Source organism: Jannaschia sp. W003 (genome assembly GCF_025144335.1).
Classification (GTDB): domain Bacteria; phylum Pseudomonadota; class Alphaproteobacteria; order Rhodobacterales; family Rhodobacteraceae; genus Jannaschia.
Genome location: NZ_CP083539.1, coordinates 814530 through 839485 on the forward strand (window position 1 = coordinate 814530; position 24956 = coordinate 839485).

At 73.7% G+C, this 24956-nt stretch carries 26 protein-coding genes; 13 read left to right on the forward strand and 13 right to left on the reverse strand.

The annotated features are described in order from the left end of the window. Nucleotides 1-12 precede the first annotated feature (12 nt). Complete coding sequence (locus tag K3554_RS03840; protein WP_259943749.1) at nt 13-1173, reverse strand: MFS transporter; 1161 nt, start codon at nt 1171-1173, stop codon at nt 13-15. 218 nt (nt 1174-1391) lie between these two features. Here K3554_RS03840 and K3554_RS03845 point away from each other — a divergent pair, with 218 nt between their 5' ends. After that, on the forward strand, nt 1392-3107 hold the full coding sequence (locus K3554_RS03845; RefSeq protein ID WP_259943750.1) for an ABC transporter ATP-binding protein: 1716 nt from the start codon (nt 1392-1394) through the stop codon (nt 3105-3107). A 133-nt stretch (nt 3108-3240) separates the two neighbouring features. Here K3554_RS03845 and K3554_RS03850 read toward each other — a convergent pair whose 3' ends face one another. Next, a complete protein-coding gene (locus K3554_RS03850) occupies nt 3241-3930 on the reverse strand; it encodes a sulfotransferase (protein WP_259943756.1) in 690 nt (229 codons plus the stop codon). 111 nt (nt 3931-4041) lie between these two features. Here K3554_RS03850 and K3554_RS03855 point away from each other — a divergent pair, with 111 nt between their 5' ends. Then, on the forward strand, nt 4042-4176 hold the full coding sequence (locus tag K3554_RS03855; RefSeq protein WP_259943757.1) for a hypothetical protein: 135 nt from the start codon (nt 4042-4044) through the stop codon (nt 4174-4176). Here K3554_RS03855 and K3554_RS03860 read toward each other — a convergent pair. Beyond that, the gene (locus K3554_RS03860; protein ID WP_259943760.1) at nt 4173-4469 is read right to left on the reverse strand and encodes a YggT family protein; all 297 of its coding nucleotides are present in this window, start codon (nt 4467-4469) and stop codon (nt 4173-4175) included. The two genes, K3554_RS03855 and K3554_RS03860, sit on opposite strands and share 4 nt — an antisense overlap. A gap of 126 nt (nt 4470-4595) precedes the next feature. Here K3554_RS03860 and K3554_RS03865 point away from each other — a divergent pair, with 126 nt between their 5' ends. The 4 genes from K3554_RS03865 (at nt 4596) to K3554_RS03880 (ending at nt 8329) form a co-directional block, all read left to right on the forward strand. Continuing rightward, a complete protein-coding gene (locus tag K3554_RS03865; protein WP_259943762.1) occupies nt 4596-5126 on the forward strand; it encodes an acyl-CoA thioesterase in 531 nt (176 codons plus the stop codon). 64 nt (nt 5127-5190) lie between these two features. Further along, complete coding sequence (locus K3554_RS03870; protein WP_259943764.1) at nt 5191-6579, forward strand: MFS transporter; 1389 nt, start codon at nt 5191-5193, stop codon at nt 6577-6579. After that, on the forward strand, nt 6546-7418 hold the full coding sequence (gene mepA, locus K3554_RS03875) for a penicillin-insensitive murein endopeptidase (protein ID WP_259943768.1): 873 nt from the start codon (nt 6546-6548) through the stop codon (nt 7416-7418). Before K3554_RS03870 ends, mepA begins: the two co-directional genes overlap by 34 nt. After that, nucleotides 7385-8329 carry an esterase-like activity of phytase family protein gene (locus tag K3554_RS03880; protein WP_259943770.1) on the forward strand — a complete coding sequence of 315 codons (945 nt, stop codon included), beginning with the start codon at nt 7385-7387 and terminating at the stop codon, nt 8327-8329. The genes mepA and K3554_RS03880 overlap by 34 nt, the downstream gene beginning before the upstream one ends. Here K3554_RS03880 and K3554_RS03885 read toward each other — a convergent pair. Then, complete coding sequence (locus tag K3554_RS03885) at nt 8326-9012, reverse strand: NAD(P)H-binding protein (protein WP_259943772.1); 687 nt, start codon at nt 9010-9012, stop codon at nt 8326-8328. The genes K3554_RS03880 and K3554_RS03885 overlap by 4 nt on opposite strands. Beyond that, nucleotides 9009-9854, reverse strand: a complete 846-nt coding sequence (locus K3554_RS03890; RefSeq protein WP_259943774.1) for an LOG family protein — start codon at nt 9852-9854, stop codon at nt 9009-9011. Before K3554_RS03890 ends, K3554_RS03885 begins: the two co-directional genes overlap by 4 nt. A gap of 56 nt (nt 9855-9910) precedes the next feature. On the opposite strand from K3554_RS03890, the gene K3554_RS03895 reads away from it, so the two are divergent. Beyond that, entirely contained in the window at nt 9911-10825 is a 915-nt protein-coding gene (locus K3554_RS03895; protein ID WP_259943775.1) for a serine/threonine dehydratase, read from the forward strand. Nucleotides 10826-11024: 199 nt separating this feature from the next. On the opposite strand, the gene K3554_RS03900 is transcribed toward K3554_RS03895, so the two are convergent. Continuing rightward, nucleotides 11025-11468: a DMT family transporter gene (locus tag K3554_RS03900; protein WP_259943777.1), complete on the reverse strand. Its 444-nt coding sequence runs from the start codon at nt 11466-11468 to the stop codon at nt 11025-11027. A 92-nt stretch (nt 11469-11560) separates the two neighbouring features. Here K3554_RS03900 and dapD point away from each other — a divergent pair, with 92 nt between their 5' ends. Further along, nucleotides 11561-12394: a 2,3,4,5-tetrahydropyridine-2,6-dicarboxylate N-succinyltransferase gene (gene dapD / locus K3554_RS03905; protein ID WP_259943779.1), complete on the forward strand. Its 834-nt coding sequence runs from the start codon at nt 11561-11563 to the stop codon at nt 12392-12394. A 3-nt stretch (nt 12395-12397) separates the two neighbouring features. Here dapD and K3554_RS03910 read toward each other — a convergent pair whose 3' ends face one another. Together K3554_RS03910 and K3554_RS03915 are read right to left on the reverse strand one after the other, a co-directional pair. Beyond that, entirely contained in the window at nt 12398-13348 is a 951-nt protein-coding gene (locus tag K3554_RS03910) for a cation diffusion facilitator family transporter (protein WP_259943780.1), read from the reverse strand. A gap of 64 nt (nt 13349-13412) precedes the next feature. Beyond that, a complete protein-coding gene (locus K3554_RS03915) occupies nt 13413-13697 on the reverse strand; it encodes a DUF6525 family protein (protein ID WP_259943781.1) in 285 nt (94 codons plus the stop codon). Nucleotides 13698-13828: 131 nt separating this feature from the next. On the opposite strand from K3554_RS03915, the gene K3554_RS03920 reads away from it, so the two are divergent. From K3554_RS03920 to dapE, 3 genes are all read left to right on the forward strand, one after another. Beyond that, nucleotides 13829-14092, forward strand: a complete 264-nt coding sequence (locus K3554_RS03920) for a GlsB/YeaQ/YmgE family stress response membrane protein (RefSeq protein ID WP_259943782.1) — start codon at nt 13829-13831, stop codon at nt 14090-14092. Nucleotides 14093-14180: 88 nt separating this feature from the next. Then, nucleotides 14181-14525 (forward strand): hypothetical protein, encoded by a 345-nt coding sequence (locus K3554_RS03925; protein WP_259943783.1) that lies wholly within the window; start codon nt 14181-14183, stop codon nt 14523-14525. Then, nucleotides 14522-15664: a succinyl-diaminopimelate desuccinylase gene (gene dapE / locus K3554_RS03930; protein WP_259943785.1), complete on the forward strand. Its 1143-nt coding sequence runs from the start codon at nt 14522-14524 to the stop codon at nt 15662-15664. Before K3554_RS03925 ends, dapE begins: the two co-directional genes overlap by 4 nt. Nucleotides 15665-15880: 216 nt before the next feature. On the opposite strand, the gene trpS is transcribed toward dapE, so the two are convergent. Continuing rightward, nucleotides 15881-16894 carry a tryptophan--tRNA ligase gene (trpS, locus tag K3554_RS03935; RefSeq protein ID WP_259943786.1) on the reverse strand — a complete coding sequence of 338 codons (1014 nt, stop codon included), beginning with the start codon at nt 16892-16894 and terminating at the stop codon, nt 15881-15883. Nucleotides 16895-16972: 78 nt separating this feature from the next. On the opposite strand from trpS, the gene K3554_RS03940 reads away from it, so the two are divergent. Continuing rightward, on the forward strand, nt 16973-17662 hold the full coding sequence (locus tag K3554_RS03940) for a rhomboid family intramembrane serine protease (protein WP_259943787.1): 690 nt from the start codon (nt 16973-16975) through the stop codon (nt 17660-17662). On the opposite strand, the gene murJ is transcribed toward K3554_RS03940, so the two are convergent. Further along, nucleotides 17659-19230, reverse strand: a complete 1572-nt coding sequence (gene murJ / locus K3554_RS03945; RefSeq protein WP_259943788.1) for a murein biosynthesis integral membrane protein MurJ — start codon at nt 19228-19230, stop codon at nt 17659-17661. The two genes, K3554_RS03940 and murJ, sit on opposite strands and share 4 nt — an antisense overlap. Nucleotides 19231-19311: 81 nt before the next feature. Here murJ and K3554_RS03950 point away from each other — a divergent pair, with 81 nt between their 5' ends. Then, nucleotides 19312-19728, forward strand: coding sequence for a VOC family protein (locus K3554_RS03950; protein WP_259943789.1), 417 nt, complete (start codon nt 19312-19314; stop codon nt 19726-19728). Between the two features lie 55 nt (nt 19729-19783). Here the strand turns inward: K3554_RS03950 and K3554_RS03955 are convergent, their stop codons facing one another. The 3 genes from K3554_RS03955 to K3554_RS03965 all read right to left on the reverse strand — a co-directional run bounded on the left by K3554_RS03955 (nt 19784) and on the right by K3554_RS03965 (nt 24887). Continuing rightward, nucleotides 19784-20773, reverse strand: coding sequence for a glycine betaine ABC transporter substrate-binding protein (locus tag K3554_RS03955; RefSeq protein WP_259943790.1), 990 nt, complete (start codon nt 20771-20773; stop codon nt 19784-19786). Between the two features lie 138 nt (nt 20774-20911). Beyond that, complete coding sequence (locus K3554_RS03960) at nt 20912-23728, reverse strand: [protein-PII] uridylyltransferase (protein ID WP_409197343.1); 2817 nt, start codon at nt 23726-23728, stop codon at nt 20912-20914. Further along, the gene (locus K3554_RS03965) at nt 23694-24887 is read right to left on the reverse strand and encodes a penicillin-binding protein activator (protein WP_259943793.1); all 1194 of its coding nucleotides are present in this window, start codon (nt 24885-24887) and stop codon (nt 23694-23696) included. The genes K3554_RS03960 and K3554_RS03965 overlap by 35 nt, the downstream gene beginning before the upstream one ends. Between the last annotated feature and the right edge of the window lie 69 nt (nt 24888-24956).

Sequence of the window (24956 nt, forward strand, 5' to 3'; positions counted from 1 at the left end):
CGCCGCCCCGGTTCAGTCGGTCGAGTCGGGCGCGAAGCTGTAGACGGCGCAGCCCGCCACCAGCACCAGCGCGAAGAGGCCGAAGAGCGTGCGGTAGCCGTCGACGCCCCCGCCCGCGGCCTCGAAGATGGGCCCCGTCGCGAACTGCATTATGCCCACGCCGCCGATCGAGAAGAGGTTGAGCAGCGTCACGCCCCGGCCCGTCAGATGCGCCGGCACGAAGGCCCGGCCATGCGCCACGCCCACCGCGTAGGAGGCGCCCAGCGCCCCCACGAGCGCCAGAAGCGCCGTCGCGGTCCACAGGCCCGGCACGGGCATCCACCACAGAACGCTCAGCACCGCCGCGCCCCCGAGGTTGCCCGCCAGAACCACGCCCTTGCGCGTCCCCGTCAGCCGGTCGAGCGGGCCGTAGAGGAAGTTGCCCGCGATCATGGCGAGGCCCATCAGGAACGTCACCGTGCCCACGTGGGCGGCGCCGTAGTTGTCGGCGACGTAAGGCCCCGCCCAGAGGCCCCGCAGGCCGGCCGAGGGGGCGTAGTTCACCAGCAGCATCGGCGCGATCAGCCAGAAGGCGGGAATGCGCAGCACGTCGAGGAACGAGCCGCGCGCGCCGCCCGGCGCGGCCTCGGGGTCGCGCACCAGCGCCCAGCAGGCCACGGCCACGGCGAAGGTGATCGCAGCCAGCGCCAAGAGTGCGCCGCGCCAGCCCACCGCCTCGGCGGCGAGGCTGAGGGGGACCGAGGCGGCGATGTTGCCGATCGAGCCCACGCCCACCAGCGTCGCGGCCAGCGTGGCGAACACGGCGGGGCGGAAGGTGCGCGCGAAGATGTAGTAGCTCGCCATCAGCACGGGCGCGCAGCCCGCGCCGATCAGCCCCATCGCCACGTCGATCTGCCACGCGGCGGTGGCCGAGGCGAACAGGAGCGCCCCGCCCGCGCCGGCCAGCCCCAGAAGGCCGGCGGCGGTGCGGCGCGGGCCCACATGGTCCAGCAGCCAGCCCACGGGGATCTGCATCGCGGCGAACACCAGGAACCAGATGCCGCTGGCGCGAGAGAGGGCGGCGGCCCCGATGCCCAGCTCGGCCTCCATCTCGGGCGCGAGCACCGCGAGGAACGCGCGGTAGAACTGGCTCAGCACGTAGGCCAGCGTGAGCGCGGCAATCCCTGCCTTCATCGGTGACGTCCTCCCCGGGGCGCGGCGTGGCACGGGGCGCGGGGCGGCGCAATCGCGCGCGCGCCTTCGCGCGGGGGCACGCCTTCCTCGCCGCGGCCCCCGGAGGTCTTCGTTCCCGGAATACCTCGGGGGCGGCGCGAAGCGCCGGGGGCGGCCCCCCGAACTCGACAACCCGCGCCCCCCCGCGCTACCCCCGCGGAAACCCGCCCGGAGCCCGCATGCATCCCTTCCGCCGCCTCTGGCGCGAATACCTCGGCCGCTACGTGCCGCTGATCCTCCTCGCGGCGCTCCTGATGGCCGTGGAGGGCGGCTCGGTGGGCCTGCTGACCTGGATGCTCGAGCCGATGTTCGACACCGTGTTCACGGACGGGCGGCTCGACCTGATCCCGGTGGTGGGGGGCGCGATCTTCGCGCTCTTCGCGGTGCGCGCCGTGGCGGGCGTGGTGCAGCGGATCATCATGGCCTCCGTCAGCTTCCGCGCCTCGGCGCGCCTGCAGGGCGACCTCCTGAGTCACGTCCTGCGCCTCGACAGCGCCTACTTCGCCCAGAACCCCCCCGGTCTCCTGATCGAGAGGGTGCAGGGCGACGTGCAGGCGATCCAGACGATCTGGACCGGCATCGTCACCAACGCGGGCCGCGACGGGATCGGGCTGGTCTCGCTGATGGTGGTGGCGATCCTCGTGGACCCGGTCTGGACGCTGGTCGCCATCGTCGGCGCGCCGCTGCTCGTGCTGCCCTCGCTGGTCGTGCAGCGCTACGTGCGCCGCAAGGCCCACCGCCTGCGCGACATCGCCGGGCGCCGCACCACGCGCCTCGACGAGATCTTCCACGGCATCGCGCCGATCAAGCTCAACGCCATGGAGCGCTACCAGGAGGACCGCTTCCGCACCGCCACCGAAGAGATGGTGCGCGCCACCGTGCGCACCCAGGGCGGGCAGGCGGTCGTGCCGGCCATGGTGGACCTCGCCGTGGGCTTCGGCTTCTTCGCGGTGATCCTCTACGGCGGGCCGCAGATCGTGGCGGGCGAGAAGACCATCGGCGAGTTCATGAGCTTCTTCACCGCCATGGCGCTGGCCTTCCAGCCGCTGCGCCGCCTCGCCGGCCTCTCGGGCCAGTGGCAGACCCTGCTCGCCTCGCTGGAGCGCATCCACGCCCTGCGCGACACGCTGCCCACCATCGTCTCGCCGGCCACGCCCCGCGAGCGGCAGCCCGAGCGCTGCGACATCGCCTTCGAGGACGTGCACCTGAGCTACGGCGACGCCGAGGTGCTGCGCGGCCTCGACTTCGAGGCGCGCGAGGGCACCAGCACCGCGCTGGTGGGACTGTCGGGCGCGGGCAAGACCACGGTGTTCAACGTGCTGACCCGGCTCGTCGACCCGGGGGAGGGCCGGGCCCTGATCGGTGGATACGACATCCGCGACTACACGATCGAGGACCTGCGCGGCCTCTTCTCGGTGGTCAGCCAGGAGACGCTGCTCTTCGACGAGACCATCCGCGAGAACGTGACCCTCGGCCGCGACGTGCCCGAGGACGCCCTGCGCGCCGCGCTGGAGGCGGCCCACGTCACCGAGTTCGCGGACGCGCTGCCCGGTGGGCTGGACGCGCCCGCGGGGCCGCGGGGCGGCAACCTGTCGGGCGGGCAGCGCCAGCGCATCGCCATCGCCCGCGCCATCCTGCGCGATGCGCCGATCCTGCTGCTCGACGAGGCGACCAGCGCCCTCGACACCCGCTCCGAGCGGCTGGTGCAGGAGGCGCTGGCGAAGCTGTCGGAGCGCCGCACCACGCTGGTGATCGCGCACCGGCTGTCGACGGTGCGGGGCGCCGACCAGATCCTTGTGATGGAGGCGGGCCGGATCGTGGAGCGCGGGACGCACGAGGAGCTGACCGCGGCGGGGGGACTCTACACGCAGCTCTCTGGGGCGCAGCTGGAGTAGCGGCGCTCTGCCACGCCCCGGCCTTGCGCCGGGGCCTCTGGCCACGACGGGCGCTTCGCTTCGAATGGTTCGCGCCATCGGCATCCGGAAGCTCCGGCGCGAGGCCGGGGCGGGGCGGTCGTCGGCGTGTGCCCTACGCCACCAGCGCCCGCGACCGCATCGCCTCGTAGAACGGCAGGCACGCGTCCAGCAGGTCCCGTCGCTCCACCGCCGGCAGGGGGCCTTCCGCCCCCGCGAACCCCGTGGAGCGGTGCACCGCGCCGTACCAGTGCGGCGCCCAGGCGCCGTCGAAGGGCTTTGGGCCGGCCTCCCAGCCGAGCATCCGGTCGGTCCACTCGAGCCCAAGCGCCGCGCAGAGCGTGCGCAGCATCCCCTCGGGGTCCTCGCGCAGGGCCGAGGTGTCCACGATCACGCCGCCCAGCCGGTCGTGCAGCGTGGCCTGCGCCGCGAAGCCGAGGTCGGCCTCGGTCGGCCCCTCGCGCTTGGCCTCGTAGCTCGCGATCACGCGCGCCGGGTGGCGGATCAGGTGGACGTGGGCCCAGTCTCCGGCCCAGCCGAGCGGCATCCCCTCCATGTGGTGCGCCATGAGCTTGGCGTAGCGGTGGGGCAGGGCGCCCCCGGCGGCGAGCGCCGCGGCCACGGCCTCCGGGTCCGCGGGCTGCGAGCGCACCACCGCCTCGTGCATCGGATGCCGCAGTCCCGAATGCGCCAGGAAGGCCGCGTAGAACGGCTCGTCCAGCGCCTCCGTGTCGCCGCGCGCGGCAAAGGCGTACATCATCGCGGTCGAGAGGTTCCGGGGGCCGGACCAGGCGGCGATCTTCATGGGGCGGCGTCCATGGGGGCGACGCTAGCGCGCCCCGCGTCACGTGCAATTGATTCGGCACGCTGCCCCGGGGGGGTATGGTCGGCGCAGGGCAGATTCCGGGAGGATGCCATGACCAATCGCCGATACGGCCTGCGCATCGCGATCCTCGCGCTCGCCATCCTGGGCGGGCTGATGCTGCAGCACGGCGCCGAGGGCCGGGTGGCCCACGGCGAGGCCGCGATCGATGCGGCCGCGCTGGGCTAGAACCCGTAGCAGGCCGCCGGCAGGTTGTTGCGGATCAGCGTCTGCGCCACGAACACGCCCAGGATCACCACCAGCGGCGCGAGGTCGAGCCCGCCCATCGGCGGCAGCGCGCGGCGGATCGGGCCGTACATCGGCTCGAGCAGGCGCTGGAGCCCGTCCCAGACGCTCGCGACGATCGGCTGCCCGAGGTTCAGCACCCCGAAGCTCACCAGCCACGACACGATGATGTGGACGATGATGATCGTCTGCAGGATCGACAGCAGGAACGAGAGGATCTCGAGGATCGAGCACATGGGGCGGCGTCTCCGGCAGGGCGTTCGGCCCGATCTAGGGGCGCGGGGCAGGGGCCGCAACCGGAGCGGGCAACCTGACGCCCCGTCGCGCTTGACGCGCGCGTCACCCGCGCGCAGGGCCGGCCCATGTATCCCTTCGTCCGACTCGCCTGGCAGCTATGGCGCCACCGCAACGACCCGCCGCTGGCCCTCGACGGGGTGCACGTCTCGCATCACCGCTGCCTGCCCTGGGACCTCGACGGCTTCGGGGAGATGAACAACGGCCGCGTGCTGACGCTGTTCGACCTCGGGCGCTTCACCTCGGCGCGCCGCTTCGGGCTGGGCGCCGCCATGCGCCGCCACCGCTGGGGCCTCGCCGTGGCCGGCTCCTCGGTGCGCTACCGGCGCCGCATCCTGCCCATGGCCCGCATCGAGATGCGCACCCGGCTGGCGGGCACCGACCATCGCTTCTTCTACATCCTCCAGGAGATGTGGATCGGCGGCGAGTGCGCCGCGCAGGCGCTCCTGCGGACGGCCGTGACGGAGCGGGGCCGCTCGATCCCCTCGGCGCGCGTGCTGGAGGCGCTGGGCCGCACCGAGCCGCCGCCCCCGCTGCCCGCGTGGGTCGAGGCCTGGATCGCGGCGGATGCGCAACGGCCTTGGCCGCCCCTGCCCTAGGCCGAACGTCCCGATTGCGCCCGGCGCGGGCGGCGGCTCTAGAGGGACGCGGGGGGCGCCGCCGATGACCACGATCACGACCGAGTCCGCCACCGGGGCGGTCACGCTGCGCCGCCGGGTGCGCGGCTGGATGATGTTCGACTTCGCCTCGCAGCCCTACAACACGCTGCTGATCACCTTCGTGTTCGGCCCCTACTTCGCCTCCGCAGTGATGGACGACCCCGTGGCCGCGCAGTCGGCCTGGGGCTTCGCGATCGGCACCGCTGGCCTCCTGATCGCGCTCATGGCCCCCGTGCTGGGCGCGCTGGCCGACGGCTCGGGGCGGCGGATGCCGTGGATCTGGCTGTTCTCGGCGCTCTACGTCACGGGCAGCTTCGCGCTGTGGTGGGCCGTGCCGGGGGCGGACCCGGTCTGGCCGATCCTCCTGGCCTTCTGCATCGGGCTGGTGGGCATGGAGTTCGCCACGATATTCACCAATGCCATGCTGCCCGACCTCGGCCCGCGCGACGCCATCGGCCGCATCTCCGGCTCAGGCTGGGCGCTGGGCTACGTGGGGGGCGTGCTCGGCCTCGTGATCATGCTCCTCTTCCTCGCCGAGAACGGCGACGGCGTGACGCTGCTCGGCACCGCGCCGCTGTTCGGGCTGGACCCCGAGGCCCGCGAAGGCACCCGCACCGTCGGGCCCTTCACCGCCCTCTGGTACGCCGTGTTCATGATCCCGTTCTTCCTGTGGGTCCGGGAACGCCGCTCCGCCGCCCCGCGCGTGCCCGCAGGCGCCGCGCTGCGGGGGCTGGGCAGGACCATCCGCGCCCTGCCGCGCACGCCGGGCTTCTCGGCGTTCCTGGGCGCGTCGATGCTCTACCGCGACGCGCTGAACGGGCTCTACACCTTCGGCGGCATCTACGCGGTGGGCGTGCTGGGCTGGACCGTGATCGACGTGGGCGTGTTCGGCATCCTGGCCGCCGTGACCGGCGCGGTGTTCGCCTGGATCGGCGGGCATGCCGACAGCCGCTGGGGCCCGCGCCCGGTGATCGTCTGGTGCATCGCGGCGCTGCTGACGGTCTCCGTGGCGGTGGTGTTCGTGAGCCGCGAGGCGGTGCTGGGCGTGGCCGTCGGCCCCGAGTCCGCGCTGCCCGACGTGGCGTTCTACGTGATCGGCGCCGTGATCGGCGCGGCCGGAGGCAGCCTGCAGGCCGCGAGCCGCACGATGCTGGTGCGCCAGGCCCATCCCCAGCGCATGACCGAGGCGTTCGGGCTCTACGCGCTGGCCGGCAAGGCGACCGCCTTCCTCGCGCCGTGGCTGATCGGGATCGTGACGCTGGTCTCGGGCTCGCAGCGCATCGGCGTCTTGCCGCTGGCCCTGCTTTTCATCGCCGGGCTGGTGCTGTTGAAGTGGGTCCGAGCAGAAGGAGAGACCGCATGGTCGCAAGAGCCGCGCTCCGCATCGGCCTGACCCTCGCCGCGGCCCTCGCCGCGGCCCCCGTCCACGCCCAGCTCGCCAAGGAGCTGTTCGGCGCCGCCACCCGCCCGTCGGCCCAGGCCGCCGAGCCGATCGGATCGTATGCCAAGGGCTGCGCGGCCGGCAACGTGGCGCTGGCCGAGACGGGCGACGCCTGGCAGGCCATGCGCCTGAGCCGCAACCGCAACTGGGGCCACCCCCAGCTCGTGGACCTCGTCGAGGACCTGGGGCGGCACATGGACGCCTTCGGCTGGGAGGGCGTCTACGTGGGCGACCTGAGCCAGCCGCGCGGCGGGCCGATGACCTCGGGCCACCGCTCGCACCAGATCGGGCTCGATGCCGACGTCTGGCTCTATCCGGTGAACGACGTCACGCTCTCGCGCCGCGAGCGCGAGGAGATCTCGGCGGTCTCCATGCGCCGCGCCGAGGGCGCCTACGTGAACCGCAACTGGACGCGCGGCCAGCAGGAGCTGGTGAAGCGCGCCGCCGAGGACCCGCGCACGGCGCGCATCTTCATCTTCCCCGGCGCCAAGGTGCAGATGTGCGAGGACGCCACCGGCGACCGCGCGTGGCTGCGCAAGGTCCGGCCCTGGTACGGGCACCACTACCACATGCACGTGCGCATCTCCTGCCCCCGCGGGGCCGCCGCCTGCGTCGATCAGGCCCCGCCGCCGCCGGGCGACGGCTGCGCCGAGGCGCGCCAGTGGCAGCAGAACATCCTGAACCCGCCGCCGCCCGACCCGAACGCCAAGCCCAGTCCCCCGCGCCGCGAGCTGCGCATGGCCGACCTGCCCCAGCAATGCGCTTCCGTCCTCTCTGCGCCCTCGCGCTAGGCGCGGCGCTCCCGGCCTGTGCCGCCGACACGGTCGGCTCCCACGTGTGGGAGCCGGACTGGGCGCGTGCGGGCGGCTACTCGGCGCTGTGGCTGGGCGAGGACGGGCTCGACTTCGTGGCGCTCTCGGATCGGGGCTCCTGGGTGCGCGGCCGCCTCGTGCGCGACGCCGCGGGCGCGGTGAGCGCCGTCGCCGTCGCGGCGCACGGCCCGCTCCTGCGCTCCACGGGCGGCCCGCTGAAGGGCGGCGAGAGCGATGCCGAGGGGTTGGCCAAGGTGGGCGACACCTTCTACGTCTCCTACGAGGGCGTGACGCGGGTGATGCGCCACCCCACCCTGGAGGGCGTGCCCGAGCGCATCCCCCGTCACCCCGACTTCGAGCGGATGCAGAGCAACAGTGGCTTGGAGGCCCTGGCCGCGGATGCCGCGGGACGGCTCTACGCGATCCCCGAACGCTCCACGGCGGAGGACGGCGCGCCACTGCCCGTCGGCGAGACGGTTCCGGACGTCGGCGGCGACGGCCATCCGTTCCCGGTCTACCGCTACGACCCGGAGGACGCGGTCTGGGACTGGGCCTTCTCGATTCCGCGCGAGGGGGCGTTCCTGGTCTCGGGCGCGGACTTCGGCCCCGACGGGCGGCTCTACGTGCTCGAGCGCGACTTCGCGGTGATCGGCTTCCGCTCGCGCATCCGCTCCTTCGCGGCGGACGGCACGGACGGGCGGGTGGAGATGGTCTCGCCCCTGCGCGCCCACGACAACCTCGAGGGCATCAGCATCTGGCGCGACGCCCGGGGCCGCATCCGCGCGACCATGATCTCCGACGACAACCTGCGCCGCACGCTGCAGACCACGGAGTTCGTGGACTACGTGCTGTCGGGGCCGGACGGGGCGGCGACGGGCGCCGACGGCTAGCGCGCGGAGGGCGGCGGAACCTCGTCCGCGAGGCGGTCCAGCTCGGGCCAGCGCAGCACCGCCACGCCCGGCGCCATGCCCGCGGTGGCGGCGGCGGCCGCGCGGCCCAGCCGCTCCACCGGGATGCCGCGCAGGGGCAGGAGCGGGCCGCGCAGCACCGGCGCGAGGCGCGGCCAGAGCCACAGCGTCGCCGCCTGCGACGCGCCGTAGCGGTTCTCGGGCGTCAGGATCATCGAGGGGCGCAGCAGCGAGACGCCCTCGAAGCCCAAGGCCCCGATCGCCCGCTCCAGCTCGCCCTTGGTGCGGAGGAAGCCGCCCATCCCCCGCGCGCCCGCCCCGATCGAGCCGAGGCTCGTGAAGTGCCGCGCGCCCCGCGCCCGCGCCGCGCGGGCGAAGGCGAGCGGCAGGTCGTGGTCCACGCGCCGGAAGGTCGCGGCGTCCGCGGCGCTGGGCTCGCCCACGCCGAGGGTGCTGAGGGCGGCGTCGGCGTCCGGCACCGCCTCGGCCAGCGCGGCGGCGTCGTCCATGGCCACGATGCGCTCGCGCAGCTTGGGATGCGCCCGCCCGGTGGGCCGCCGTCCCAGCACGGTGACGTGCCCGACGCGCGGGTCCGCCAGCAGCGCAGCGAGGGCGTGGCCGCCCACCGCGCCGGTGGCCCCGACCATGGCGACGCGCAGGCTCAACGGATGAACTCGCGGCGCGTCTGCTCCAGCGGCCAGTCCTCCATCAGCGCCAGCGCATCCGCGGCCGTTTCCACGAAGCGGAACAGGGCGAGGTCGTCGGGGCCGATGGTGCCCGCCTCCTCCAGCGCCTCCCAGTCGACGATGCGGCGCCAGAACGCCTCGCCGAACAGCAGGAACGGCACCCGCTCCATGCGCCCCGTCTGGATCAGCGTCAGCGACTCGAACAGCTCGTCGAGGGTGCCGAAGCCGCCCGGGAACACGCAGATCGCCGAGGCCCGCATCAGGAAGTGCATCTTGCGGATCGCGAAGTAGTGGAAGTTGAACGACAGCTCCGGCGTCACGTACGCGTTGGGCGCCTGCTCGTGGGGCAGCACGATGTTGAGGCCCACGGAGCGGCCGCCCGCGTCGGCGGCGCCGCGGTTGCCGGCCTCCATCACGCCCGGGCCGCCCCCGGTGACGATCACGTTGCGGCGCCCGCCGGTCTCGGCGAGGCTGCGCTCGGTCACGAGCCGGGCGAAGGTGCGGGCCTCCTCGTACTGGGCGGCCAGCCCGCGCAGGGTCTCGGTGCGGGCCATGTCGGCCTCGGCGGGGCGGGGCACGCGGGCGCCGCCGAACATGACCACGGTGCTCTCGACCTCGGCCTCGTCCATCAGCAGCGTGGCCTTCATCAGCTCGAGCTGCAGCCGCGCGGGGCGCAGCTCGTCGCGGCACAGGAAGTCCTCGTCGTCGTAGGCGAGGCGGTAGGACGGCGAGCGGGTCTGGGGGGTGTCGGGCACGCCCTCCGCGGTGGAGACGTCCTCGCGGCTGTCGCGCATAGGGTGGTTGCGGCGTTCGTCGGGCATGCGCGGGCTCATCGGCGCTCCTTGCACTCGGGAAGAGGGGTCGGTCTAACAGCGCCATGACCGATTGGCAGGCGGAAATCGAGGCCGCGGCGGCGCGCGTCGACGGCCACGTCCGGCGCACGCCCGTCTGCACGCTGGACGTGGGCGGACACCGCTTCGAGGCCAAGCTCGAGCACATGCAGCACACCGGCAGCTTCAAGGCGCGGGGGGCGTTCAACACGCTGCTCGCCGCAGACGTGCCCGCGGGCGGCGTGGTGGCGGCCTCGGGCGGCAACCACGGCGCGGCGGTGGGATATGCGGCGGCGGCCCTCGGGCACCCGGCCCACGTGTTCGTGCCGGAGATCGCGGGGGCGGCCAAGATCGCGGTGATCGAGCGCTCGGGCGCCACCTGCCACGTGGTGCCGGGGGTCTACGCGGACGCGCTCGCCGCCGCGCGCGCCCACGAGGCGGCGACGGGCGCGATGCAGGTCCATGCCTACGACGCGGTGCCGACGCTGGCGGGGCAGGGGACGTGCCTGCGGGAATGGGAGCGGCAGGGCCTGGAGGCCGACACCGTGCTGATCGCGGTGGGCGGGGGCGGGCTGATCGGCGGGGCGCTCGGCTGGCTGGCCGGGCGCCGCAAGGTGGTGGCGGTGGAGCCGCGCCGCGCGCCGACGCTCCACGCCGCGCTGGAAGCGGGGGCGCCGGTGGACGTGGAGGTGGGCGGCGTGGCCGCCAATGCGCTGGGCGCGAGCCGCATCGGCACGCTGTGCTTCGGGCTGGCGAGGGGCGTGCGCTCGGTGCTGGTCGAGGACGACGCCATCATCCACGCCCGCCGCGCGCTCTGGCAGGAGGCGCGGCAGCTCGTGGAGCCGGCGGGGGCGGCGGCGCTCGCGGCGCTCTTGTCGGGGGCCTACGTGCCGGAGCCGGGCGAGCGCGTGGCGGTGCTCCTGTGCGGGGCGAACCCGGAGCCGGATCCGCTGGACGCGTAGGTCGGGCCGCGCGCCGGACCCGACCCGGGGCCTCGGGGTGCTGCTGTTGCTTCGCTCCGCAGCGGTGTCGCGGGCGGAGGTCGGAGGCCCCGGATCAGGTCCGGGGCGTGGTGCGCCAGATTAAACTGCCCGCTCCCAATGTCTTCGTTTCCCAAATACCTCGGGGGAGACGCGAAGCGTCGGGGGCGGAGCCCCCTCCCTACAACCGCGACAAAACCAGCCCCCCGGCCACCAACACCAACGCCACCACCCGGCGCGGCGTGACCGGCGTCACGGGCGCGCCGAAGGCCCCCAGCGCGTCCAGCACCAGCGCGCCGCCGAGCTGGCCGAGCAGGAGGGCGGCGATGGCCGTCAGGATGCCGACCGTGGGCACCGACCAGAGCATCGCCCACACGACCCCCGCGCCCAGGACGCCGCCGAGCCACAGCACGGGCGGCACCGCCGTCGCGCGCCCGAACGCGCCGGCCTGCCCGAAGGCGAGCGCGAGGCCGAGCAGCACCGCGAAGCCCACGCCGAACGAGATCGCCGCCGCGGCAACGCTGGAGCCGATGGCCCGGCCGAGGGCGGCGTTGAGCGGCGCCTGCACGGCGAAGCCGACGCCGACGGCCGCGACCACGAGGACGGGAACGAGGATCGGGGGCATCGGGCGGGGCCTCGCGGTTGTGCGGATCGGGCCTCGCGCGTATGGGACCGCCAGTCAACGCCCCCTCCGTCCCGCCGCGAAAGGCCTGCCCCATGTCCTCCACGAACGACCAGCTCGAAGCCGCGATCGAGGCCGCCTGGGAGGACCGCGACGCCGTCTCGCCCCAGACCACGGGGGCCGCGCGCGAGGCGATCGAGGCCACGCTCGACGCGCTCGACGGGGGCCGCCTGCGGGTGGCGGAGCGCGGCGAGGACGGGACCTGGCACGTGAACCAGTGGGCCAAGAAGGCGGTGCTGCTCGGCTTCCGCCTCAAGCCGATGGAGCTGCAGGAGGGCGGGCCGCAGGGCGGCGCGTGGTGGGACAAGGTCGACTCGAAGTTCGCCGGCTGGAACGCCGCGAAGTGGGAGCAGGCCGGCTTCCGCGCGGTGCCGAACTGCGTGGTGCGCCGCTCGGCCTACGTGGCGCCGGGCGCCGTGCTGATGCCGAGCTTCGTGAACGTCGGCGCCTACGTGGGCGAGGGCTCCATGGTGGACACCTGGGCCACGGTGGGCTCCTGCGCGCAGATCGGGCGCAACGTGCACCTGTCGGGCGGCGTCGGCATCGGCGGCGTGCTGGAGCCGATGCAGGCGGGCCCCACCATCATCGAGGACGACTGCTTCGTGGGCGCGCGCTCCGAGGTGGTCGAGGGCTGCATCGTGCGCGAGGGTTCGGTGATCGGCATGGGCGTGTTCATCGGCCAGTCCACCAAGATCGTGGACCGCGAGACCGGCGACGTCTCCTACGGCGAGGTGCCGGCAGGCTCGGTGGTCGTGGCCGGCTCCATGCCGTCCAAGAACGGCGTGCACCTCTACTGCGCGGTGATCGTGAAGAAGGTCGATGCCCGCACCCGCTCCAAGACCTCGATCAACGAGCTGCTGCGCGACTGACCGCTAGTGGTGCGCGTGGGCCGACCGGCTCACGCGCAGGTTCGGCAGGCCCCGCGTCTCGAAGGCCGCCATGCGGCCCTCGTCGAGGCAGGTCGTCTCCACCTGCACGGTGATCATCGCGAAGCCGAAGCGCTCGTCCAGGAGCGCGTGGGCCGCGCGGAGCACCGCGTCCGGGTCGGCGCCCGCGGCGGCCCGCACGTGGCCCGACACGGCGTGGACGCCGCCCGTCAGGGCCCAGGCGTGGAGGTGGTGGGCGTCGCGCACCCCGGGCAGGGCCTCCAGCGCGGTCTCGATCTCGGCCAGCGACAGGTCCGGCGGCGTGCCGTCCATCAGCAGGTGCGCCGCGTCGCGCATCAGCCCCCAGCTCGCCCATAGCAGGACCAGCCCGAACAGGAGGCCGAGGATCGGGTCGATGGCCAGGAAGCCGGTGAAGCGGATCACCAGCGCGGCCACGATGATGACGAGCGAGCCCACGAAGGTCTGCACCACGTGCCACCACGCCCCGGCGGCGTTCAGGTCCCCCGGCGCGCGCCGGCGCAGGAGCCACAGCGCCACAACCTCGGTGGCGATGCCGCCCAGGGCGACCCAGATCATCGGCCCGGTCTCCAGCTCCGGCGGGTGGCGCAGCTTCATCGCCGCCATCACCACGACGACCAGGGCCATGACGAAGAGGAACGCCCCGTTGACGAGCGCGCCCAGCAGCTCGGCGCGGTGCCAGCCGAAGCTGCGCGCCCGGTCGGCCGGGCGCCGCGCCAGGCGGGCGGCCACGAGGGCGATCAGCACCCCGCCCACGGCCGAGAAGGTGTGGAACGCGTCCGAGATCACCGCGACCGAGCCGGTCCAGAGGCCGACCGCCAGCTCCACCACGAAGTAGACCCCCGTCAGCCAGGCCGACGCCGCGAGCGCTCGGCCCGCCGCATCCGCCCCGCCGCCATGCGCACCATGCCCGTCCATCGCGATGCTTCCGGTCCCTTAGGATGAAGATCGTGCGGCTCGCGCGTCCGGCAAGCCCCCTGCGTCACGACCTCCGCTTCGCGGCGGCCGCGGCGATCTCCAGCTCGCGCTGTACCACCAGCGCGTCCTGGGCCAGCCGCTCGGCCTCGATGCGGTCCATGATCCTGAGGGCGACCCGCTCGCGCCAGAGCGCCCGGCGCATGGCGCGGCGCCAGGCGCGCCGCGCCGAGGCGGGCGACCAGGGCAGTGCGGCGCCGGCGAGCCAGCGGCGCAGTGCGGGCGGCAGGCGGTCGTAGGCGGCCATGTCGCTCGCCTGCGCGCGCGAGAGGGTGGGCGTGTCGCGGCTCATGGCCCCGAAGGTGGGGCGCCGGGCGGGCCCGTTCCAGAAAAACCTCGCCCCGGGGGCGGGGGAGGAACGGGGGAGGGGGGTGCGGCGTTTCGTCCCCGCACACGCACAACCCCTTGGAAGGAGACGCGCGCATGGAAGGCATCGGCTGGATCGGGAGCATCATCCTCGGCGGCATCGCCGGCTGGATCGCCGAGAAGATCATGAAGTCCGACATGGGACTGCTCATGAACATCATCCTCGGCATCGTCGGCGCCCTCGTCGCGAACTTCATCTTCGTGCTGATCTTCGGCTCCACGCTGGGCGGCTGGATCGGCCAGCTGATCGTGGCGGTCATCGGCGCCTGCCTGCTGATCTGGGTGGTCCGGCTCGTCAGGGGCCGCTCCGCTCGTCACTGACCCGGGCGGAACGAACGTCGAGGGGGGTGCCGGTGGCGCCCCCCTTTCTCGTTGACAGGCCCGCGCGCGCGCCGCACCCCTCCGGGCCATGACCGAGACACCCTCCAAGCCCGAAAAGACCAAGCGCCCCCACCACGTGTTCACGCTGCTGGTCGAGGTCGGGCGCAAGCCCGGCGACGGCCTGCCCGAGGACGCCTCGGGGGCCGCCCTCATGTGCTACAGCTCGGGCGTCGACGAGGAGGAGGCGGTGCGCGAGACCGTCGCGATCCTCCGCCAAGCCGACATGGCGGTGCTGGAGGTGTCGGGCTACGGCACGCTCGAGGAGCGGCTGGCCGAGGGCCACGACATCGACGACGAGGAGCGCGCGCTGATGGAGCGGGCGCGGGCCGAGAACGCGGTGATCGTCGCCCAGACCACGGTGCTGCGGGAATGAGCGTCGACGCGGTCGACCTCGCTGCGCGGCTGGTGCGCTGCCCTTCGGTGACGCCCGAGGAGGGCGGGGCACTTACGCTCCTGACCGGGGTGCTGGAGGAGGCGGGCTTCCGCTGCACCCGCGTGGACCGGAACGGGACGCCCAACCTCTTCGCCCGCTGGGGCGAGCGGGGCGCGCGCACCTTCGGGTTCAACGGGCACACCGACGTGGTGCCGGTGGGCGACGCGGAGGCCTGGACGCGCGATCCGTTCGGCGGCGAGATCGCGGACGGCTGGCTGCACGGGCGCGGGGCCACCGACATGAAGTCGGGCGTGGCCGCCTTCGCTGCCGCCGCCTGCGACTTCGTGCGCGAGACGTTCCCCGACGGGGCGGTGATCCTGGCCATCACGGGCGACGAGGAGGGACCGTCCACGGACGGCACCGTCGCCATCCTCGACTGGATGGAGGCCGAGGGCGAGCGCATGGATGCCTGCCTCGTGGGCGAGCCGACTTGCCCCGAGCACATGGGCGACATGATCAAGATCGGCCGCCGCGGCTCGCTGTCGGCGTGGCTCACGGTCGAGGGCGTGCAAGGCCACGCCGCCTATCCGCACCGGGCGGTGAACCCCGTGCAGGCCTGCGCGCGGCTGTGCGACAGGCTGGCGAGCCACGCGATGGACAAGGGGACGGAGCACTTCGATCCCTCGACGCTGCAGGTGGTGACGATCGACACGGGCAACCCGGCCACCAACGTGATCCCGGCGCGCTGCCGGGCCACGGTGAACGTGCGGTTCAACGACGCGCACGACTCGCACTCGGTGCTGGCGTGGATCCGCGCCGAGGCGGACCGGGTGGAGGGGGAGACGGGTGCGCGGGTCTCGCTGGAGACCAAGGTGTCGGGCGAGAGCTTCCTCACCCCGCCTGGGCCGCTGTCGGACCTCGTGGCGGCGGCGGTGACGGCCGAGACGAACCGTACGCCGGTGCTGTCGACCTCGGGCGGCACTTCGGACGCGCGTTTCGTGCGCAATCACTGCCCGGTGGTAGAGTTCGGTCTGGTGGGCCACCGCATGCACGCCGTGGACGAGCGCTGCCGGGTCGAGCAGATCGAGGCGCTGAAGCGGGTCTACGGGCGCGTGCTGCGGGGGTTCTTCGAGGGGTGAGGCAGTGCGACGCGCCCCGGGCTCGCCCCGGGGCCTCGGGGTGCCGTCGGCGCTTCGCTCCGCAGCGATGTCGCGGGCGTCGGCCGGAGGCCCCGGGTCAGGCCCGGGGCGCGTCCTGCTGGATCGGACGACTCCGCCTTCAGTCTTCGTTTCAAAAATACCTCGGGGGAGTCGCCGGAGGCGACGGGGGCAGAGCCCCCTGCTACGGTAGGCCCCTCACCGCACCATCCCGATGATGTCGTAGGTGCGCTCAAGGATCGGCACGGTGATCTCGCGGGCGCGCTGGGCGCCGCGGGCGAGGATGCGGTCGATCTCGGCGGGGTCGTCCATGAGGCGGGCCATCTCCGAGGAGACCGGGGCAAGCTTGGACACCGCGAGGTCGGCGAGGTCGGCCTTGAAGTGGCCGAGCTGGCTGCCCGCCTTCTCGGCCAGCACCGCGTCGGGCGTGGTGCCGGCGAGCGCGGCGTGGATGTTCACGAGGTTGCGCACGTCGGGGCGCCCCTCCAGCCCCGCGACCTCGCCGGGCAGCGGGTCGGGATCGGTCTTTGCCTTGCGGAACTTCCGGGAGATGGCGTCCGCGTCATCCGTGAGGTTGATGCGGCTGGCGTCCACCGGGTCGGACTTCGACATCTTCTTCGTGCCGTCCCGCAGCGACATGATACGCGTGGCGACGCCTTCGATCACCGGCTCGGCGAGCGGGAAGAACTCCACCCCGTAGTCGTGGTTGAACTTCGCGGCGATGTCGCGGCACAGCTCGATGTGCTGCTTCTGGTCGTCGCCCACGGGCACGTGGGTGGCGTGGTACACCAGGATGTCGGCGGCCATCAGCGCGGGGTAGGCGTAGAGGCCCAGGGACGCGCGCTCGGCGTTGGCGCCGGCCTTGTCCTTCCACTGGGTCATGCGCTCCATCCAGCCCATGCGCGCCACGCAGTTGAAGACCCAGCCGAGCTGCGCGTGCTCGGGCACCTGGCTCTGGTTCACGAGAATCGAGCGCTCGGGGTCGATGCCCGCGGCCAGGAAGCCGGCGCAGAGCTCGCGGGTGTTGCGGCGCAAGGTCTCGGGGTCCTGGGGCACGGTGATCGCGTGGAGGTCTACCATGCAGTACACGGTCTCGTGGGTGCCCCGCTCCTGCCAGTCCACGAACTTCACGATCGCGCCGAGGTAGTTCCCCAGGGTGAGGCCGCCCGAGGGCTGGACGCCGGAGAAGACGCGGGGGGTGAAGTCGGGCATGGCGGGCTCCGGGAAGGGCTGGCGGGCGGGCGTGCGAGGGGGTAGCCCCGGCGCCACCCCGCGTCAACGAGGCCGCCCATGCATCCCGATCCGCGCAACCAGAGCCCCTTCCACGCGCTGCCCCCCGTGGTGGCGGGGCTGGCGCTCGTGATCGGCGGGGTGGAGGCGATGTTCCTGCTCGCCGAGGCGGGACTCCTGGGCGGGCCCGCGGGCGACGGCTGGCGGATCGGGGCGATCCGCGACTGGTCGGTGGCCGGCCCCGTGTGGGACTGGATGGTGGCCAACGGGCGCTATCCGCCCGAGTACCTCGCGCGGTTCGCCACTTACGCGCTGATCCACGGCGGCATCGGGCACGCGGCCTTCGTGGCGGTGTTCGTGTTGGCCCTGGGCAACGTGACGCATCCCTTCCTGCCGCGCTGGCGGCAGCTCGCGGTGTTCTTCGGGTCCGCCGTCGCGGGGGGACTGGCCTTCGCGGTTCTGTTCGACGGGGTGCTCTACGGCGGCTTCCCCGGCGCCTACGGGCTGATCGGGGCGTTCACCTACCTGACGTGGCGCGGCGTCCTGCCGATCCCGCGGGAGAGGGCGTTCCTGCTGGTGGGCCTCCTGCTCGTGATCCAGCCGGTGTTCGCGCTGGCGGCGGGCATGGGCTGGGGCTGGCTGCCGGACTGGGTGGCCGAGGCGGTGGGCGCGGCGGCGGGCTTCGGGCTGTCGGCGGCGCTGGCGCCGGGCGCGCTGGCCCGGATGCGGGACCGGATGCGCCGCCGCTAGCGCCGCACCGCGCCCCGCAGGTCCGCCATCCGCGCCGCGCCGCACAGGAGGGCGAGCCCGAAGTAGGCGCCCATGCCCACCACCACGAGCACGCCCAGGGCGAGGCCCCGCGCGGAGCCGCCGAAGGCGGGACCGAGGGCGAGGGCCGCGATCCAGAGCGCCACCCCCATCAGCGCCGAGGCCAGGAGGATGCGCCACGTGCGCGTGCGGGCGCGGGCGTCGAGGCGGCCGACGGTGCCCATGCGGCGCACGCCCAGCCAGAGCAGCAGCACCATGGCCCAAGCGGCCAGCGTGGTGCCGAGCGCGGCGGCCGGCCATCCGATCACCGGCGCGAGGCCCAGCGCCACGACGGCGTTCACGGCGAGGCTGACGAGGGCGAAGCGCAGCGGCGTGGCGGTGTCCTCGCGCGCGAAGAACACGGGCTGCAGCACTTTCTGAAGCACGAAGGCCGGCAGGCCGAGGGCGTAGATCATCAGGGCGAGCGCCGTGGCCGCCGTGTCGTCGCTGTCGAAGGCGCCGCGCTCGAACAGCACCGAGACGACCGGAAGGGGGACGACCATGAAGGCCACCGTGGCGGGCAGGGTCAGCAGGAGCGAGAACTCGAAGGCGCGCGAGTAGCTCTGCTGCTGGCCGGCCTCGTCATCGGCGCGCACCCGGCGCGACAGCTCGGGCAGGAGCACCACGCCGATGGCGATGCCCACCACGCCGAGGGGAAGCTGGTAGAGGCGGTCGGCGTAGTTCAGCCACGCCACCGCGCCGTCGAAGTAGCTGGCGACCTGGCGCCCGATCAGCAGGTTCACCTGCACCACGCCGCCCGCGAGCGCCGCCGGAGCGGCGATCACCAGCATGCGCCGCAGCGCGGGCGTCATGCGGGGGCGGTGGCGGGGCAGGAGACGGTGCCCCGCGCGGGCGGCGGCCCACCAGACCAGCCCGAGCTGCGCCGCGCCGCCCAGGGGCACGGCCAGCACCAGCGCCCAGCCCACGGCGCGGGGCGCGGTGAGCCAGGCGGTGACGGTCTCGGGGAAGAGGGCCGCTACGCCCATGGCGGCGATGAACACGATGTTCAGGAGCGCGGGCGCCGCGGCGGCGGCGAGGTAGCGCCCGGCGGAGTTCAGCACGCCCGACACGAGGGCCGCCAGCGAGATCAGGAAGATGTAGGGAAAGGCCACGCGCCCGTAGGCCACGGCGAGGCCGAAGCGCTCGTCCTCGGCGAAGCCCGACGCCATGGCGAGCACGAGCGCGGGCATGAAGACGATGCCCAGCACCGACAGGAGCGTGAGGATCAGCACCATGCCCGCCACCACGTCGCGCGCGAAGCGGTCGGCGGCCTCGGTTCCGTCGGCCTCCAATGCTTTCGCGTAGAGCGGCACGAAGGCCATGTTGAAGGCCCCCTCCGCGAAGAAGCGGCGGAACATGTTGGGGAGTGAGAAGGCCACGAAAAAGGCCTCGGCGGCGGCGCCGGTGCCCAGGAAGCGGGCGATCAGGATGTCGCGCGCGAAGCCGAGCACGCGGGACAGGAGGGTCCAGCCGCCGACGGTGAGGAAGCCTTTGACGAGGCGGGGGGCCATGGGCGGGGGTGTCCGGGAGCGGTTGCGTCGCGCGCCGTGTAGCGGCTGGCGCGGGGGGGCGACAGGGGGCAGGGTGAGGGCATGATCGCCTACGTGACCGTCGGGACCGACGACCTCGCCCGCGCGCGTCGGTTCTACGACGCGATCCTGCGCCCGCTCGGCTACGGGCTGCGCGAGGGGCCGGAGGGACTGAGCTACGTGCTGCCCGCGCGGCCGGAGTGGCCCTTCGCGCCGCCGGACTTCTACGTGAAGCCCCCGTTCGACGGGCGCCCCGCCGGGGCGGGCAACGGGGCGATGACGGCGTTCGAGGCGCCGGGGCAGGCGCGGGTCCGCGCGCTCCATGCCGCGGGGCTGGCGGCGGGCGGCACCGACGAGGGCGCCCCCGGCTTCCGCGCGGGCTACGGGCCGCGCTTCTTCGTAGGCTACCTGCGCGACCCCGACGGCAACAAGCTGGCACTGTTCTCGAGCGATCCGGCGGAGCCGGGCCGGGACGGGTGACGCACGCCCCCCGGATCGGCCCGGCCCCCGATCCGGGGCCGGGCCGATCCGCCGGTCAGTCGATCAGAGCCGCGAGGTTCGCGCGCGCGTCCTCGCTCAGCCAGGCGGGCCAGACGTCGCGGTACTCGGTTAGGAAGTGGACCGCCGCCTCCTCGGCCGAGGCGGCGTTCTCCTCCTGCCACGAAAGCACCGCGCCCATCTGGGCGTTGGTGAACGCGACGTTGGACATCAGCTCGTAGAGCTCCGGATGGTCCTCGGCGAAGGTGGTGGTGACGACGGTGACGACCGGTGTGCTGGCATAGGACGTCATCTCCTCCCCGGGGCATTCGGGATCGACGATGCAGTTCCACGCCTCCTCGTCGAACGCGCCGAGGTCCACCTTCGTCATCGCGTACTTGCCCAGGAGGCCGGTCGGCTCCCAGTAGTAGCCGAGCCACGGCTCGCCCGCCTCGACGGCCGAGGCCATCGACGCGGCGAGGGTCTCGCCGGAGCCGTGCTGGAACACCTCGATGCCCGCCTCGGGCAAGCCGGCCGCGCGCGCGATGGCCTCGGTCGTCTCCTTGCACTGCCAGCCGTCGGGGCAGGAATGCAGGCGGCCGCCCACCAGCCCGGGGTTCGCGAGGATCCCCTCCAGCGTCGCCAGCTCGGGATGCGCGTCCACGAGCGAGGTCGGGAGGTACCAGCCCTGCACGCTGCGGTCGGACAGCACGTCGGCGACGGTCTCGATCCTGCCCTCGGCGACCAGCGAGTCGTAGGCCGGGTTCCCGTTGGGCCAGACCTCGGTGACGATGTCGGGCCGGCCGGTCTCGGCGACCGACACCATGGCCGGCGTGGTCGACGACGGGACGACCTGCACGTCGCAGCCGTATCCCTGCTCCATCAGGAACACGGCGACGTTGGTCACGATCGCCGAGGACGCCCAGTCCATCTCGGTGATCACCACGTCGTCGCAGGAGGCCTGCGCCCAGGCGCCCCCCGCGGTCGCGAGGGTGGCGGCGCAGGCGGCGAGGGCGGCGCGGGCGGCCTTCGGGGCGGGTCTGATCATGGAGGCGTCTCCTGGGGGTGGCCGGAGGGACGAAGGGTCCGGGGTCCGCAGCCATCTAGACCGCGCGCGGGCGGGGGCGAGAGGACGGGCGGAAACGGGGCCGCGCCGTGGGGCGGCCGGGGGAGGGGCGCGGGACCCTCAGGCCCCCGCCCGCTCGGCCGCCTTGGTGATCGCCGCGCGCAGGCGCCGCTCCAGCGCCTCCTGCTTGGGCTTGGCGTGGATCTTCAGGCCGAACAGGTCCTTCACGTAGAACACGTCCACCACCTGCGCGCCGTAGGTGGCGATCACCGCCTGGGCGATCTGGATGTTGGAGCTGGCCAGCGTCTGGGTCAGGTCGAACAGCAGGCCCGGCCGGTCGCGGGTGTCGACCTCGACGATGGTGTAGATCTCGGAGCCGTCGTTGTCGAAGGCGATCGAGGTGGGCACCTCGAAGCGGCGCTCGCGCTTCTTGATCTCGCGGCCCTCCAGCTCGTCGCGGGTCACGATCTCGCCGCGCAGGCTGCGGGTGATCATGCGGCGCAGGCGCGGCAGGCGGGCGGCCTCGTAGGGGTGCCCCTCGCCGTCCTGGAGCCAGAACACCATGGTGGCATACCCGTCCTTCGAGGTGTAGGAGCGCGCGTCCACGATGTCGGCGCCCACCAGCGACAGCGCGCCGGCGATGCGGCTGAAGATGCCCGGGTGGTCGCCCAGCGCGAAGATGGCGCGGGTGGCGTCGCGGTCCTCGTCGGGGTCCAGCTCCACGCGCACCTCGCCGTCGGGCAGGCCCTGGAGGAGGTGGGCGAAGCGCACCTGAGCCGCCGTGGGGATGCCCTGCCAGTAGGGGCCGTAGTGGCGGGCCATCTCGGCGCGCACGGCCGGAAGGGGCCAGTCGGGCAGGGCCTCGCGGAACAGGCGCTTGGCGCGCTTCTCGCGCTGGGTGCGCGTCACGTCCTCCAGCCCGTTCTCCAGCGCCAGCGCGGTGGCGCGGTGGAGGCCGCGGATCATCTGCGCCTTCCAGTTGTTCCAGGTGCCGGGGCCGACGCCGCGGATGTCGCAGACGGTCAGCACCGTCAGCAGGTCCAGCCGCTCGCGGGTCTGCACGGCCTTGGCGAAGTCGCGCACGGTGCGCGGGTCGGCGATGTCGCGCTTCTGGGCCATGTCGCTCATCAGCAGGTGATGGCGCACCAGCCACTCGACGGTGGCCGCCTCCTTGGGCTTGAGCCCGAGGCGGGGCGCCACGTCGCGCGCGATGCGCGCGCCCAGGATCGAGTGGTCCTCGGGGCGGCCCTTGCCGATGTCGTGCAGCAGGCAGGCGACGTAGAGCACCCGGCGGTTCACGCCCTCGGCCAGGATCTCGGAGCAGAGCGGCAGGCTCTCGCGCAGCTCGCCGCGCTCGATCTGCGCGAGGTGCGAGACGACCTGGATGGTGTGCTCGTCCACGGTGTAGCGGTGGTAGAGGTTAAACTGCATCATCGCCACGATCGGCGCGAACTCGGGGATGAAGCTCGACAGCACGTCCAGCTCGTTCATGCGCCGCAGGGCCCGCTCGGGGTTGCCGCGCCGGAGCAGCAGGTCGAGGAAGATGCGCCGCGCCTCGGGCGCCTCGCGCAGGGGGCGGTCGATCAGGTGCCGGTTGGCGACGATCAGCCGCATGGTCTGGGGATGCATCAGCAGCCCGGTGCGCAGCCCCTCCTCGAAGACGCGCAGGAGGTTCAGGGGATCGGCCAGGAAGGCGGCCTCGTCGGCGACGCCGAGGCGGCCCTGGCGCACCTCGTAGGGCGGGCGCAGGCGGCGGCGCTTCAGGAGGCCCATGAGGCGCGGCTCGGACTTCACGTTCTCGGCCTCGAGCGCCACCAGCAGGATGCGCGTCAGCTCGCCCACGCGGGTGGCGTGGCGGAAGTAGGTCTGCATGAAGTGCTCGACCGCGCGGCGGCCAGCGTGGTCCTCGTAGCCCATGCGCTCGGCCACCTCGACCTGGATGTCGAAGTGGAGCGCGTCCGCGGCGCGGCCGGCGATCAGGTGCATGTGGCAGCGCACGCACCACAGGAACCGCTCGGCGGCCTCGAACTGGGCGAACTCGTCCTCGGTGAACACGCCGAGCGGCACGAGGTCGGCGGTGTTCTCCACCGCGTAGCGGTACTTGGCGATCCAGTAGAGGCACTGGAGGTCGCGCAGGCCGCCCTTGGCCTCCTTGACGTTGGGCTCCAGCACGTAGCGGGCACCGCCCTGCTTGGCGTGGCGCTCGGCGCGCTCGGCGAGCTTGGCCTCGATGAACTCCGGCACGGTGCGGGCGAAGAGCTCCGTGCGCAGGCGCGCGCGCAGCTCCTCGGCCAGCGCCGCGTCGCCGCAGACGGGGCGCATCTCCAGGAGGGCCGTGCGGATCGTCATGTCCGAGGCGCCGAGCGACAGGCACTCGCGCACGGTGCGCGTGGCGTGGCCGACCTTCAGCTTCAGGTCCCACAGCATGTAGAGCATCGACTCCGCCACGCTCTCGGCCCAGGGCGTCATGCGGGTCGGGGTCAGCAGCAGCAGGTCCACGTCCGAGAAGGGCGCCATCTCGCCGCGCCCGTAGCCGCCCACGCCCAGCACCGCGAGGCGCTCGCCCTCGGTGGGGTTGGGGTTCGGGTGCAGCCGCTCGGTGGCCAGGCGCCAGACGCACTGCACCAGCCGGTCGGTCAGCAGCGCGTAGGCGCGGGTGACGACGCGGGCGCGGGTGGGGCTGCTCCGGAAGCCCTCGGCGATGGCGGCGCGGCCGCGGGCCTGCGCGGCGCGCAGGACCTCCACCGCGGCGCGGCGCACGGCCATGGGGTCGACGAGACCGTCCACGGCCGCCGCGAGGGCGGCCGTGACGGCAGGCTCGTCGAACACCGCCTGCGTGGGCGCGATGAGGATGTCCTCGGCCGCGCCCGGCAGGTCCGAGGGGGGAAGGGGCGCCGCCGGCCTAGGAGCCGGAGCCGCCGAAGCTCGACGGGGCAGGGCTGACCACCTGTGCGGAACTGTTGAGGACCTGGGCCACCGCGAGGGCCCGCTCGTTGGTGCCGTCGGGCATCAGGCGGAAGGCGCCGCCGGTGCCCGCGAAGCCGGAGCTCGCCGTGAGCGAGCGCCGTCCCACGGTGCCGCCCGAGGCGGCCACGGCGCCGATCGCGGCCATGCCGTCGTAGGCGAGGTTGGCGATCGGGTGCGGCTCGCCGCCGTAGGTGCCGCGGTAGCGGGCGCGGAACTGGCCGAGCGGGCCGGGATCGGGGCGCGCGAAGTAGCCGCCCTGCAGGCCCGGCAGCGCCAGCGCCTCGGCGGGCACGTCCCAGCGGGTGAGGCCGAGGAAGCGGTAGGTCTCGCCGCCGGCGCCGGCCTCCGTGAGGAGCTGCGAGATCACCGGCAGGTCGCCCGCGGTGTTGCCCGTAAGGAAGATGGCGTTGGAGCCCGTGGACTCGGCCTGCGCGCGGATCGACGGCACGGCGGCGGTGATGCCGGCCTGGCTCAGGTCGTAGCCCACCGAGCCGGTGATCTGCGCGCCGGTGCCGGCCGCGCCCGCGCGCACCGCGCGGTCGGCGATCTGGCCGGCCTCGTTGGTGGCGTGCGTGACCAGCACGCGGTTGCGGCCCTGGCGGGCGGCGAAGCCCAGGAGGCGGCGGGCGGTGTTCTGGAACGTGTTGCCCAGCACCCAGACGTTGCCGCCGGCGATGTCAGTGTTGTTCGAGAAGCTGAGCACCGGAACCCCGGTGCCGGACACGGCCACGCCCGCCGCGGCGGCGTTGTCCGCGTAGAGCGGCCCGAGGATCACCTGCGCCCCGGCGGCCAGCGCCTCGGCGGCGGCGGCCTGCGCGCCGCCGGGGGTGCCCTGCGTGGGATAGACGTCGAGTGCCACCGTGCCCGCGCCCAGGTCGCCCACCGCGAGGCGGGCCGCGTTCTCGAGGCTGCGGGCGACCTGCGCGTCGGAGCCGCGCGCGGAGCCGTAGGGCACCAGGAGCGCCACCTTCACCGGGCCGCCGTCGCCCTGCACGCCGCCGCCGCCCGAGCCGACGTCGCTGGGAACGGCGCAGGCCGCCAGCGCCGCCGAGGCCGCGCCGAGCGCGGCGAGCTTGCGCGCGGCGCGCGTGAATGACAGCAGTTTCCCGCGAAGCCGGTGGAACGCCATGGCTCGGATCTCCCCAATGGACCGTTGGGGCCGGATTAGAGGGCGCCTCCACCGGAGTAAACGGCGGAC